The sequence below is a fragment of the Maricaulis sp. D1M11 genome (genome assembly GCF_047308265.1).
Taxonomy (GTDB): domain Bacteria; phylum Pseudomonadota; class Alphaproteobacteria; order Caulobacterales; family Maricaulaceae; genus Maricaulis.
Genome location: NZ_JBKQWY010000003.1, coordinates 315,314 through 328,573 on the forward strand (window position 1 = coordinate 315,314; position 13,260 = coordinate 328,573).

Genomic DNA, 13,260 nt, shown 5'->3' on the forward strand with positions numbered 1-13,260 from the left:
TCCCTAGAATTTACGAAGACGGGCGAAAGCGTCGGCGTGATAATTGGCATCACCAAACAAGGCCTCGGACACGCGAACCCGTTTGATGAAGAAGCCGATATCGTATTCGTCCGTCATCCCGATGCCGCCATGCATCTGAATGGCTTCCTGGGCCGAGAGCTGGGCCACCCGACCCATCTTGGCCTTGGCCGCGGCCACGATCATCGCCGCGTGTTCGGGGGCCGCATCCAGCGTCTGAAGCGCCTTGAGCACAATGGACTTGCCCAGTTCGACTTCGGAATAGAGATGCGCCGCCCGGTGTTGCAGCCCCTGGAATGTGCCGATGATCTGGCCGAACTGTTTACGCTCTTTGAGATAATCGACCGTGGTTTCCAGGCATTGTTGGGCCGAGCCCGACATTTCCGCGGCCAGACCGGCCCGTCCGCTGTTGAGAACAGCTTCCAGGGCACCATGACCGGCATCCACTTCACCGAGCACCGCATCCGCTGTGACCTCGACATTGTCGAGCGTGACGGACGCGAAATTTCGGCAGTCAATGGAATCCGTGCGGGCCACATCCACCCCGGCCGCCTCACGCGGCACCAAGAAAAGCGTGATCCCGTCGGCTTCAGCTTCGCCTCCGGCTGTACGCGCAGAGACAATCAACATGTCGGCGACATGACCTTCGGCCACAAATCCCTTGCGACCATTGAGTTTGAACCCATTGCCCTCACGCTCGGCCTTGACCGTCACATGATGCGGCGCGTGTTTGCGGCCCTCATCGACAGCCACGGCCGTGATGGCATCACCCACAGCAATACGGGGCAACCATTCCGACTTCTGGGCGTCAGAGCCAAAGCGTGACAGGGCGGTCGCGCCCATCACGGCGGTGGACAGATAGGGCGAGGCCGTCAGCGTGCGGCCCATTTGCTCGGCGATCACGCCGGCGGCGACATGTCCCATCGCAACGCCGCCATGCTCTTCGGGCACCAGCACGCTTGTCCAGCCCATCTCGGCCATCGCGGCCCAGGTTGCGCGGTCAAACCCGTCGGCATTTTCTTCATCACGCAGTTTGCGCAATTGCGCGATGGGAGCGGATTCGGACAGGAATCCCTTTGCGGCATCCTTGAGCATGCCTTCTTCTTCGGTCAGAACCATGGCCATGGTTATAGATCTCCTGAATGGTTCGACGCTTAGGCGGTCGGCAAGTCGAGAATGCGTTTGGCGATGATGTTGAGCTGAACCTCGGAGGTTCCGCCCTCGATGGAATTGGCCTTGGTGCGAAGCCAGTGGCGCGCCACATCGCTTTCTGCACCCCATTCCAGGGCATCATGCCCGCCACTATCCATCATCAGCTCCAGGCGACGCTTGTTCAGCTCGGTGCCGTAATACTTCAGCATCGAGGAATTCGCGCCGACGCCCTGACCGGACTTCGCTTCATCCGTGACCCGTTCCATGGTGGCGAGGAAGGCGAGACCATCAATCTCCGCACGCGCAACATCGGCGCGCAGCATCGGGTCGCTGAGCACGCCATCCGCGTTCAGCCCGACCTGCTGAGCTGCGACATCCCCCATCGGACGCATGGCGCCGACATTGGCTCCAGATCCTCCGATCATCTCACGTTCGTGGGTGAGCAGGTATTTGGCGATCGACCAGCCCTTGTTCATCTCGCCCACGAGATTGTATTTCTCGCAGCGGGCATCATCGAAGAAGGTCTCGCAGAAGGGCGACTTGCCGGAGATCAGCTTGATCGGCTTGGTGGTCACACCCGGCTGGTCCATATCGACCAGAACGAAGCTGATACCTTCATGCTTGGGCGCGTCAAAATCCGTACGGACCAGAACGAAAATCCAGTCGGCCTGGTCAGCATAGGAGGTCCAGACCTTCTGGCCATTGATCAGATAGTGATCGCCCTGGTCCTCACACTTCGTCATCAGCGAGGCGAGATCGGAACCGGCATTGGGCTCGGAATATCCCTGGGCCCAGCGGATCTCACCGCGGGCGATTTTCGGGAGATGTTCTTTTTTCTGCTCTTCATTGCCGTATTTCAGAAGAGCCGGCCCCAACATCCAGATGCCGAAGGACTGGAGCGGAGAGCGCGCCTTGATGGCCCGCATCTCGTCCTTGAGGATTTTGGCTTCAGCCTTGGACAGGCCCCCGCCGCCATACTCCTTCGGCCATTCCGGGACCGTCCAGCCCTTCTCACCCATGCGGTCGAGCCAGAGCTTTTGTGCCTCAGACTTGAAGGCGGCGTTTCGACCGCCCCAGACCGCATCGGTCTCGTCCTTCATCGGCTGGCGCATTTCTTCCGGACAATTGACGTCAAGCCAGGCCCGGACTTCCTGACGGAAGGCCTCTAAGTCAGCCATATATCTCCCCTTTATCGAACGGCGCCTCTCTTACGTTGACGCTCGCGTAAATTATCAAGGGGAGATATTAAGCGGTTTTTCGCGGTCTGCAATCGCCTCAGGCGAATTGTGGCGCGATCTGAAGGTTTTTCGCCCAGCCAAGACGCTTCATCACCAGCAGCGCCGTACCGTTATAGTCGACCAGGCGGTTGAAAAATCCCTTCTTGGGCAAATGCAGCGCCGATTTCGGGAATTCATGGTGGTGATCATGCAGGGCCTCGCCGCCGGTGAGGAAGGCCAGGAGATAATCGAACCAGAGCGGTGTTTTCATGTGGCCAAACACATTCACACCCAGCGTGGTGGCGTGGAACTGGATACCCCGGCCAATCACCACACTGGCATGAATGATCGCGGTGAGAATCAGAGAACCGCCTGAAAGCGCGACGATGGCATAGATCACGCCCGGCACCAGGAAATGCAAAACCAGGGACAGGGAAATGTGATAGCGATCGCCGAACAGGACGACCTTGTTCTCCTTGAGCCACATCGGCATCGGACGCGCGAGATCATTTTCATCACGCCACATGATCCAGCCGATCCAGGCCCAAAATTTGGACTCATTGGGATTGTGCGGATCACCGGCCTGATCGGCAAAGCGGTGATGCTGGGAGTGATAATTCACCCAATCCTTCAAGGAGCCCTGCATGGCCAGGATGCAGTTGAACATGACGATGACCTGACCGGGCCATTTGATCTCGCCGGCCCGGTGCTGCCAGATCCGGTGCAGCGGCCCGATGCCCATATTGCACAGGAAGATTGACAGGCCCATCGCTGCCACGCCGATCGGCGCATACCACCAGCGCAAGGTCAGCCCATCGAGAGCCAGGCCCAGCACCAGTGCGCTCAGAAGAACGACGGCCCCGAGAGCGGGATAGATAATTGCGGAAAAGACGCTGGCCCAGTTGAGGGTCTGCCAGGACTTCAAGATCGCCTCGGAACGGGCGCGAATGCGGGATTCAATGGTCATGGGGAGAACTCGTTAAAACGGTCGGATCGACTCTGCTCGCGTAATTTTTTTCGCGCCACTTTCCCCTGTAAGCCCGAGCCCGTCAATTTACCGATCCGGTGTCGCTATAAAAAACTCACCACACTCTATAGGTGTGACGCAGCACTCTGTTTATTCAGGCGCGACGCTAGCAGGACCTTCCACAAGCGTCCGGGAAATAGACATAGAAACAAGCGCCTTTGCCGTCCTCACCTTCAGCCCAGATGCGTCCGCAATGGCGCTCGACGATACGATGACACAGAGCCAGCCCCATGCCGGTTCCCGGATACTCGTTCCGGGTGTGCAATCGTTGGAAGGCCGTGAAGATCCGTTCGGCATGATCGGGCGAAAATCCGATTCCATTATCCCGTACACGGATCATCCAGCCGCTCTCGTCCTCCGCCCGTTCCGCGCTGACCGAGACGCGCAGCGGACGTGTCTCGTCATGATATTTGAGCGCATTGCCGATCAGGTTCTGAAACAGCTGTCCCAGCAAGAGCCGATCCCCGCGAATATCGGGAAGGGTCGCACAGTCCACATTCGCGCCAATATCGGAGATCGCCAGATCCAGACGGTCGAGAACCTCCTCGACAATTTCATTCAGCGAGACCCCGGTATACTTCATCGCCTCATTGGAGGAGCGGGTATAGTCGAGCAGATCGCTGATGAGCTGGCGCATTCGCGACGCACCGTCCGTCATCACATGAATGATCTCCCGCCCGCGCTCATCCAGCTGGTCGGCATAACGACGCTCCAGCAAATCGCCAAAAGTCGCAATCTTGCGCAGGGGTTCCTGCAGATCATGGGAGGCCATCGCCGTATAGCGTTCCAGCTCTGCATTGGCCTGTTTGAGCGCATCGGCCTGTTCGCGCAGCTGGACCTCGATCCGCGCCGTCTCGGTGACATCCTGCGAAACTCCAAACAGGCGCGCAGGCTCGCCGTCTCGATCAAAAAAGCATTCCAGCCACGTATGAACGAGACGTTCGGATCCATCCGCATGCAGCATGCGCCGGGTCAGGAAACCTGGCTCCCCGCTTTCGATCACGTGTTCACGCAAGGCCTGTGAACGTTCGAGATCCGCAGGATGTGTAAGTTCCCAGATGGTATCCATCGACGGCGTGTAGGTTTGCGGGTCGAGGCCATAAAGCGCGTAAAGCCCCTCGGAAAACTCCACCGTCTCCGTGACCAAATCAATTTCGTAATAGCCCAGCCGGGCAGCGCGACCTGACAAAGCCAGCATGCGCGCCTGTTCGGCCTCACGATCTGCTGCAAGCTTGCGACGAGTGATGTCATAGACCGATCCGGTAAACCGGCTCACCCGCCCGCTCTCATCGAAAGCCGCCTGCCCCAAAAGCCGGACCCAGATATAGGTGTCATCATTGCGGCGCATGCGGCACTGGGCATCGAATTCCGCCTCACCGCGCAGGTGCGCCTCGACCAACGCAACCACCTCATCCACCTCGTCTGGGTGGACCCGGGAACGGAAAGACGAATTATTGGGGACAAATTCTGCGGCAGGGATCTGCAGCATCTCCAGGAATTCCGGTGACCAGTAACGGGTATCGTCCACCGCATTCCAGTCCCAGATCCCGATATGCCCGCCTGCCACGACGGCCCGATAGCGTTCCTGGCTGCGGCGCAAACTTTCATCTGCCATATGGCGTTGCGTGATGTCCTGACAGATCCCGTAAACGGCGATCACCTGCCCCTGCGCGTCGAACTGACAGCGATACATGGCGTTCAGCCAGCGCACCTCTCCGCTGGGACGGATAATCCTGTATTCCAGCTGCTGGGGCGAACGGCTGCGGCGGGTCTCCAGCTCCATCGCCGCCAGCGCGTCCCGGTCATCCGGATGGCAGAAGCGAAGACCTCTGTCCGAGGCCAGGTCATACTCCCCCGGCACGACGCCATGCAGGGCATACAACTCATCAGACCAGACCAGGACATCATCTTCCGCACGTCTGTGCCAATACCCGATCTGAGCCGTCTCACCGGCCAGTTGCAACATGAAGGCCCGATCGGCCAAGGCCGTTTCAGCCTGTTTGCGATAGGTGATGTCATCAAGGACACCAGCCATGCGCAATGGTCGCCCATCACTCGACCAGCTCGCCTGGCCGCGATCATGCACCCAGAGCCAGGTCCCGTCGCTGCGCTGGATCCTGTATTCCAGATCATAAGGCTCGCGCAGGCTGAGATGATTATTGATGGCGAGCATCACCCGCTCATGATCATCCGCGTGAATCCGCTGGTCGAACATGACGAAGGTCAGAGGTTGATCATCGGGCAGATCAACCCCCAACAATTCCATCGTCCGCGGCGACCAGAAAATCTCGTCCGTGCGCAAATTCCATTCCCACAGACCGATCTGCGAGCCACGCACTGCGAGATCAAACCGGTCTTCCGCCGAACGGTGCGCCAGATGCTGCGCGATGAGACGGCCCGCCATCTCCACCAGCGCCGTCGCCTGCTCGCTATAGCCCTGGGACCGCGCCTTGCGCCCGCCCAGACAGAAAGAGCCGTAAACCTCTCCATCCACCATGAGCGGCACACCGGCAAAGGCTTCGAATCCCGACAGGAGATAGCAGTCCATGCGGGCAAATTCGGTCTTCCCGGCCTCGGTGAGATAGAGAGGCTGGCCCGTTTCGATGACGTGATTGCAATAGGTGCCCGAGACCAGGAATTGCTGCCCGATCATGATGGTCTCACTCGGGTCTGACGCAAATTCGATCAGATAGCGCTCGCCATCCACATGGCTCACAAGGCCGACATCAAACTCACACACCGTCCGCACAAACTCGAGCAATGACTGGATGATGTCATCGCGCGGCGTGTCCAGCCGGGTACTCAGACGCACGAGCTCGACCAGCGGATCTCCGTCGAAACCCGGACCGGATGTGTTGTCATGAACCGAAGGCGGGGAAATCGTCGCCATTCAAACCTTTCCTGAATGCACCTCCCGCGAGGCACCTTAAGTAAAGGATTGCCCCTCGATGCTTCAAGTCGGGACGAGGACGCAACAGGCTTTGCCGGGGTAATTAGTTATGCCTGTTTTCCCGCCTACAATGAATGGCCTACTCTGAGGTTGTCGGCGCCTGCTCTAGAAGCTGTTGCGCCATCCCCAGTCGAGACTGGATAATCGGGAAATAGGGATCGCTCTCATCCAGCCGGTTCACGATATCCTGCCAGCGGTTCATCGCAGCCTGATAATCCCCCATCCGGAATGCCGCTTCACCCACAAAAAAGCTGGCCCTCACATCGAGCGGGTCCAGGTCCAGGGCCTGCCCGAACGCCGTGAGGACTTCGGGGGTAAACTCGTTGCGACTGGTCACCAGAAGCCCCTGCCCCAAAGACGCATAATGCGAGGCGGTTTCGGGATCATACAGGACGGCCTGACGGAAGGCCGCCACGGCGGCATCGGCCTGCCCCAGGGCCAGATAGGCGTGGCCGAGAAAGGCCCAGCTGTCCGGCTGATCGGGATTGGCCGCCAGATCGGCTTCCAAGGCGGCCAATTGCTGGCGGGCCTCTTCAGGCATGTCGGGCTCACGGGCTGTGGCAGAGGTCTGGGCGGATTGCGGTTGCTGGATCGGCATGACCGGGGCCGGCCCGACCCATTGCGGCTGCCCCAGCCAGAGATAGAGCCCCACGGCACTCATCACCGTCAGCAGCACCAGGCCGGGCAGGACCGGTCCGGTCTCCCCCTCCTCCCAGTCTTCACCCGCAGCGCCCTGCGCCTTGGCGGCCAGTGCCCGCCGCTCGATATCCATCTCGGCCTGGCGCAGCTCGTCGTCCGACAGAAGGCCCAGCTCACGGTCGCGCCTGAGTTCTTCCCGCTGACCGGTAAAGGCCGCATAACCGGAATGATACGCGGTCACCATCTGGGTCAGCCAAGGGCGGGCCAGCACAAGCATCACCAGGCACGCGATCAGGATAATGGCCAGCCAGATCATTCCCGGCCCTCCTCTTCCATCAGTGCACGGGCAGCGGCACTGTCAGCCTCACTCAGCTCTTGGGGCACGGACCGACCGGTCTGGTGGCGAATATAGGCCACGACACCGATTGCACCGAGAAAGAGGGCTAGGAAGGGCCACACCCACAGGGCGATCGTATTGCCCTGCAAGGGCGGGGATAACAGTACATAATCGCCATAGCGGGCCTGCATATAGTCAAGCACGTCCTGGTGGCTGTCTCCGGCCTGGACGCGTTCGCGCACAACCGCGCGCATATCCGCCGCCAAAGGCGCATCAGAGTGAGACAGCGCCTGGCTCTGACACACCACGCAGCGCAGCACATCGTAAAGCGCCTGGGCCTGGGCTTCCTCACGCGGGTCGGTCAGGATTTCGTCCGGCCCCGGCGCGGCGGATACCGCACTGGTGAGTAGACCACAGGTGAGCACGACACTGGCCATCACGGCATAGATCCAGGACCGCATCAGCGCACCTCCCCGTCTTCAGCCCGCAGCGTCTCGATGATCGGCCACAGCTGTGTCTGCCAGATGTCAGGCGTGATGATACCGACATGACGGTGACGCACGCGGCCTGCGGCATCGATGATGAAGCTTTCGGGGGCACCAGTCACACCCAGATCAATCGCCACCCGGCCGGAGGCGTCATTACCCACCCGCGTATAGGGATTGCCGTGACGCTCGAGCCAGGCCCGCCCCACCTCTGGCGGTTCACGCCAGTCCATGCCGTAGAGCGGGATGTCATAGCGCGCCGCGATCTCGAGCAGGACCGGGTGTTCGGTCAGACAGGGCGGGCACCAGGATCCAAATACATTGAGCACGGCGACCTCGCCGACCAGATCTGTACTCGCCAGCGGGGCGTCGCCGGCATAGACCGGGGCCAGTTCGAATACGGGCAGCGTCTCATCGATCAGGGCGGACGGGATATCATTGGGGTCCTGCCGCAGACCCAGCGCGAAATAGACGCCCATCACCAGGAACAGGGCCAGCGGGATAAAACCGAGATAGCGCATCACGATGCCTCCTTCGCCGCCGGACGACGTGCCGTCAGCGCCCGACGTCCCCGGTCCGCGATCGACAGGACACCGCCCAGGGTCAGGACAGCGCCTCCGATCCACAGCCAGACCGCGAACGGGTAGAGATAGACATGCACCGGCCAGCCCCGGTCCTGGACCGGTTCGCCAATGGTCACATAGACATCACCAGTCACACGCGTGGCGACCGCCGCTTCGGTCGTGCCCATCTGGCGGACGGGGTAGAAGCGGCGCTCGGCGGTCAGCGTGTCATAGGCCCGCCCCTGGCGCTCAACGGTGAACGTACCGAATTCCGCAAAATAATTGGCTTCATCGCGTCGTTGCACATCGTCCAGGCGGATCTCATAGGCCTGCAGGCTCACCGACTGTCCCGGCACCAGGAAGGCCCGCGCCTCGTCTTTCCAGGCGCTGACCCCGGTGATCGCAAAAATACAGATGGCCAGACCGATATGCGACACGGTCATGCCCCAAATACCCAGCGGCAGCCCTTTGAGACGTCGCCAGCTCTCGGCCCACTGGGTCTGCCCCAACTTCGTGCGGCTGGCCAGATCAGCGCCGACACCGATACCCACCCACAACGCCAGAGCTGCACCGAGCGCTCCGGCGATCGTGCCCTCATGGATCAGGACCAGACCCAGAACAAAGGCTGCGCCGGCAGCAAGCCCGGCCGGCACCAGAAGACGCATCACCCGGTCCAGCTTGCCACGTTTCCAGGCGAGCATGGTCGACACCGGCACGAGGATCATCAGCGCGCCCATCAGCGGATTGAAAATCGCATTATAGTAGGGCGGACCGATCGAGACACGGGCATCAGAGACGGTCGTCACCATTAGCGGATAAAACGTTCCGACCAACACCACGAGTGTCACCACGACCAGAACCAGATTATTGAGCAGGAGCGTGCTTTCCCGGCTCACCGTGCTGAAGACACCGGTCGGTTTGAGCGTGTGGGCGCGCACCGCAAACAGCGCCAGCGATCCGCCGATCACGGCAAACAGGATCGCCAGGATGAATACGCCGCGCTCGGGGTCCACAGCAAAGGCGTGCACGGAGGTAATGACACCCGAGCGGACCAGGAATGTCCCGGTCAGGCTGAGCGAGAAGGTCATCAGCGCCAGAAGCAGTGTCCAGCTTTTCAGCGTATCGCGTTTCTCCATCACCCGCAGGGAGTGGATAAAGGCCGTACCCGCCAGCCATGGCATCAAGGAGGCGTTTTCTACCGGGTCCCAGGCCCACCAGCCGCCCCAGCCCAGCTCGAAATAGGCCCAGCTGGCCCCCAGCAATATGCCCAAGGTCAGGAAACTCCACGCCGCCAGCGCCCAGGGGCGGACAATCCGCGCCCAGCGTGTGTCGGCGCGTCCTTCGATCAGGGCGGCGACGGCGAAGGAGAATGTGATCGAGAAACCGACATATCCGGCATAAAGCATGGGCGGATGGGATGCGAGACCGGGATCCTGAAGCAAGGGGTTCAGCCCATTCCCATCGGGCGGCATCGGCCAGAGACGGGCAAAGGGATTGGAAGTGAAGATCAGGAAGGCCAGGAAAGCCGAAGTGATCACCGATTGCACCGCAAAGGTCAGGGTAACCAGGCGGGGGGCGACCGTCTTGGCCGTAAAGGCCAGGCCCGCCGTGTAGAGCGTGAGAATCAACGCCCATAACAGCATCGAGCCCTCATGATTGCCCCATACGCCCGTCAGCTTGTAGAGGAAGGGTTTGGCCGAGTGGGAATTGTCCGCCACGATTAGGACCGAGAAGTCCGACACGGCAAACAGCCAGGTGAGGATGGCAAAGGCCGCCATCAACAGAGCGAACTGGGTGATGGCGCCCGCGCGGGCGAACCGGTGGACCCGGCCATCGCGGCGAAGCACGCCCCAGATACTCAGCCCTGCCTGGAGCAGAGCGGTGACAAAACCCAGGATGAGAAGAAAATGACCGATTTCAGCAAGCATGGCGCATGGCTTGGCGTGAAGCGGGCACAAGGTCAAGCGTCACGCTGACGCAGGCTGAACCCGCCGACTTCTGTTAAACTTGGCAATATTTGTCCAGATAGCGCAAACACGGCGCCCGGGAACAGCCTGCTCTCTTCCTCTGGGCGGTCAAAGCTTCTAAAACCACTCGTAAAGATGTCAGGCTCCAGACAAGAGAGCCGACCGATCCGGAGGAGTTCGCCATGAATGTCATCACTGAGCTGAAAGCCAAGGATGCGCCCGAACTGGGCCCGTTCGACTGGGCTGATCCGCTGTTTCTGGATGACCAGCTGACCGAGGAAGAACGCCTGGTGCGCGATGCCGCCCGGGCCTATGCCCAGGACAAGCTGCAACCACGTGTCATCGAGGCCTTTGCCGAGGAACACACCGATCCGGCTATCTTCCGCGAAATGGGCGAGCTGGGCCTTCTGGGCTCCACCATCCCGGCCGAATATGGCGGTGCGGAACTGGGTTATGTCGCCTACGGCCTCGTCGCGCGTGAGGTCGAGCGGGTCGATAGCGGTTACCGCTCGATGATGTCGGTCCAGTCCTCCCTGGTAATGTATCCGATCTATGCCTATGGCTCGGAGGAGCAGCGCCGCAAATACCTGCCCAAACTGGCCTCGGGTGAGTGGATTGGCTGTTTTGGCCTGACCGAACCCGATGCCGGATCTGATCCGGCCGGCATGAAAACCCGGGCCGAGAAAACCGCCGGCGGGTATCGCCTGACCGGGTCGAAAATGTGGATCTCCAACTCACCGATCGCTGACGTGTTTGTCGTATGGGCGAAATCGGATGCCCATGACGGCAAGATCCGCGGCTTTGTGCTCGACAAGGGCATGGCCGGTCTCAGCGCACCTAAAATCGGTGGCAAAATCTCCCTGCGCGCCTCTATCACGGGCGAGATTGTGATGGATGGTGTGGAGGTTGGTGAAGATGCGCTCCTGCCGAATGTCTCCGGTCTGAAAGGGCCTTTCGGCTGTCTCAACCGCGCACGCTATGGCATTTCCTGGGGCGCGATGGGCGCGGCTGAGTTTTGCTGGCATGCGGCGCGCACCTATGGTCTCGATCGTAAACAGTTCAACAAACCCCTCGCCCAGACACAGCTATTCCAGAAAAAACTGGCCGACATGCAGACCGAGATCACGCTGGGCCTGCAGGCCTCCTTGCGGGTGGGGCGCCTGATGGACGAGGCCCGGGCCGCGCCGGAAATGATCTCCATGGTCAAGCGCAATAATTGCGGCAAGGCCCTCGATATCGCCCGCCTCTCGCGCGACATGCATGGCGGTAACGGGATTTCCGAGGAATTCCAGGTCATTCGGCATATGGTCAATCTGGAAACGGTGAACACCTACGAGGGCACACATGATGTGCATGCCCTGATCCTCGGTCGCGCCCAGACCGGATTGCAGGCCTTTTTCTGATCCCGGCTTCTCATCTCGGCTCCTGATCTCAGCTTCTGTCTCCTGCGGGCCGCCCCACAACCGATAAAACCGGCAAGTCGGACCAATTCGCCCGCTTGACTGCCTACCCCTGATTGCAATTTGACGGCAGCGACGCTAGGGCAGGCTGGAACGGTTTCCACCGACTGTGTCCATCGACGAGTTACATCGGCTGTTTGCATCGGGATTGTGTCATGCCGTACCTTCTGGGCGTCCACATCATCATCGCCATTGCCTGCGCCGTGCACGTTGTCCGAACGGGACGGCAGATGTACTGGCTGATGATCCTCTTTGCCTTCCCGGGCATCGGCTCCGCCGCCTATGTCATCTCGGAAATCCTGCCGGGCATGATAAGCGGAAAGACCGCGCGTTCGGCCCGCAATGCCGCGCAGCAAGCCTTCGATCCGGACCGAGACGTCCGCGACGCCCTGCATGCGCTCGAGATCACGCGCACACCGGGACATTTGCGGCGCGCAGCCGAGGCGTTGATCGCAGCCGGCCGGCCCGGAGAGGCCCTCGACCTGGCCCAAGAGGCCGCACAGGGTGCCTTTGCAGAAGATTCCGCCATCCAGATGACCCTGGCCCGCGCCCTGTTCGAAACCGGGGATATGGCCGGCGCGCGGGATGAGCTGGTGCGTCTCAAGGAGCACCATCCCGATCTGCGCCTGCCGGAGGGACACCTGCTCTATGCCCGCACACTCGAAGCCCTGGGCGAGACGGATAATGCCCTCGCCGCCTATTGCGGTGCTGCAGACTACTATCCCGGTCCGGAGGCGAGAGCCCGCTGGGCCCTCCTGCTGGAACAGGCCGGGCGCACGGACGAGGCGCATCAGCGCTGGAGCGAGATCATGAGCGCGGCGCGCATCGCGCCCAAACACGTGCGCAAACTCCATCGCACCTGGATTGATATGGCGCGATCGCGCGTGTGATCCGTCCCTCACCTGCAACTGATGCGCTTTCAGCGGCAGCTCGCACTTGATGCGGTGGCCGGTGCGAATTAAACCGGTCGGTGGACAGGTGGCCGAGTGGCTGAAGGCGCTCCCCTGCTAAGGGAGTAGGCGGTGTCCCCGTCTCGTGGGTTCGAATCCCATCCTGTCCGCCACTTTTCTCCGAAATAGCCAAGCTGATGTTCGAAAATGTACTGCACTTCGGAACCCCATGGTGTTGGCGTGTGGTCGCGAGCGGGCGTTGTCAGGAGAAAAACGGTTTGAGCGGATGGGTCTGAAATCGTAGCGTTTTGTGGTGCGCAATCCGTTCCGGTGCATCAAAACGTCACCGGAAATCATCCGCCTCGCGGTGATGATGTACACCCCTTCCCGCGCTCGCTTCGCAACCCCGAGGATCTGCTCCACGAGCGCGGCATTGACACAACGCATGAGACGGTTCGGTTTTGATGGAACCGGCTCGGTTCGTTTTTCTCATAGGCGATCTTGAAGCAGCGCATCCAACGGATTTATACATGTCGTTGCATCTCGATCACGGAC

10 protein-coding genes, 1 tRNA gene and 1 pseudogene are annotated in these 13,260 nt (G+C 60.6%); 4 read left to right on the forward strand and 8 right to left on the reverse strand.

Features of this window, described 5'->3' with window-relative positions:
• Positions 1-3: 3 nt before the first annotated feature.
• From RMQ97_RS07860 to RMQ97_RS07895, 8 genes are all read right to left on the reverse strand, one after another.
• Positions 4-1,143 carry an acyl-CoA dehydrogenase family protein gene (locus RMQ97_RS07860; RefSeq protein WP_413660307.1) on the reverse strand — a complete coding sequence of 380 codons (1,140 nt, stop codon included), beginning with the start codon at positions 1,141-1,143 and terminating at the stop codon, positions 4-6.
• Between the two features lie 29 nt (positions 1,144-1,172).
• Complete coding sequence (locus tag RMQ97_RS07865; RefSeq protein ID WP_413660308.1) at positions 1,173-2,348, reverse strand: acyl-CoA dehydrogenase family protein; 1,176 nt, start codon at positions 2,346-2,348, stop codon at positions 1,173-1,175.
• Positions 2,349-2,445: 97 nt separating this feature from the next.
• On the reverse strand, positions 2,446-3,354 hold the full coding sequence (locus RMQ97_RS07870; protein WP_413660309.1) for an acyl-CoA desaturase: 909 nt from the start codon (positions 3,352-3,354) through the stop codon (positions 2,446-2,448).
• Positions 3,355-3,520: 166 nt separating this feature from the next.
• Complete coding sequence (locus RMQ97_RS07875; protein ID WP_413660310.1) at positions 3,521-6,304, reverse strand: PAS domain-containing protein; 2,784 nt, start codon at positions 6,302-6,304, stop codon at positions 3,521-3,523.
• Positions 6,305-6,443: 139 nt separating this feature from the next.
• Positions 6,444-7,319, reverse strand: coding sequence for a c-type cytochrome biogenesis protein CcmI (gene ccmI / locus RMQ97_RS07880; RefSeq protein WP_413660311.1), 876 nt, complete (start codon positions 7,317-7,319; stop codon positions 6,444-6,446).
• A complete protein-coding gene (locus tag RMQ97_RS07885) occupies positions 7,316-7,801 on the reverse strand; it encodes a cytochrome c-type biogenesis protein CcmH (protein WP_413660312.1) in 486 nt (161 codons plus the stop codon). Before RMQ97_RS07885 ends, ccmI begins: the two co-directional genes overlap by 4 nt.
• Complete coding sequence (locus RMQ97_RS07890) at positions 7,801-8,346, reverse strand: DsbE family thiol:disulfide interchange protein (RefSeq protein ID WP_413660313.1); 546 nt, start codon at positions 8,344-8,346, stop codon at positions 7,801-7,803. The genes RMQ97_RS07885 and RMQ97_RS07890 overlap by 1 nt, the downstream gene beginning before the upstream one ends.
• A complete protein-coding gene (locus RMQ97_RS07895) occupies positions 8,346-10,316 on the reverse strand; it encodes a heme lyase CcmF/NrfE family subunit (protein WP_413660314.1) in 1,971 nt (656 codons plus the stop codon). The genes RMQ97_RS07890 and RMQ97_RS07895 overlap by 1 nt, the downstream gene beginning before the upstream one ends.
• Positions 10,317-10,537: 221 nt before the next feature.
• Here RMQ97_RS07895 and RMQ97_RS07900 point away from each other — a divergent pair, with 221 nt between their 5' ends.
• From RMQ97_RS07900 to RMQ97_RS07915, 4 genes and pseudogenes are all read left to right on the forward strand, one after another.
• Positions 10,538-11,758: an acyl-CoA dehydrogenase gene (locus tag RMQ97_RS07900; protein ID WP_413660315.1), complete on the forward strand. Its 1,221-nt coding sequence runs from the start codon at positions 10,538-10,540 to the stop codon at positions 11,756-11,758.
• Between the two features lie 212 nt (positions 11,759-11,970).
• A complete protein-coding gene (locus tag RMQ97_RS07905; RefSeq protein ID WP_413660316.1) occupies positions 11,971-12,705 on the forward strand; it encodes a tetratricopeptide repeat protein in 735 nt (244 codons plus the stop codon).
• Positions 12,706-12,787: 82 nt separating this feature from the next.
• A tRNA-Ser gene (locus RMQ97_RS07910) sits at positions 12,788-12,878 on the forward strand.
• Between the two features lie 140 nt (positions 12,879-13,018).
• A pseudogene (locus tag RMQ97_RS07915) lies at positions 13,019-13,167 on the forward strand (IS6 family transposase); the annotation flags it as partial.
• Positions 13,168-13,260 lie beyond the last annotated feature (93 nt).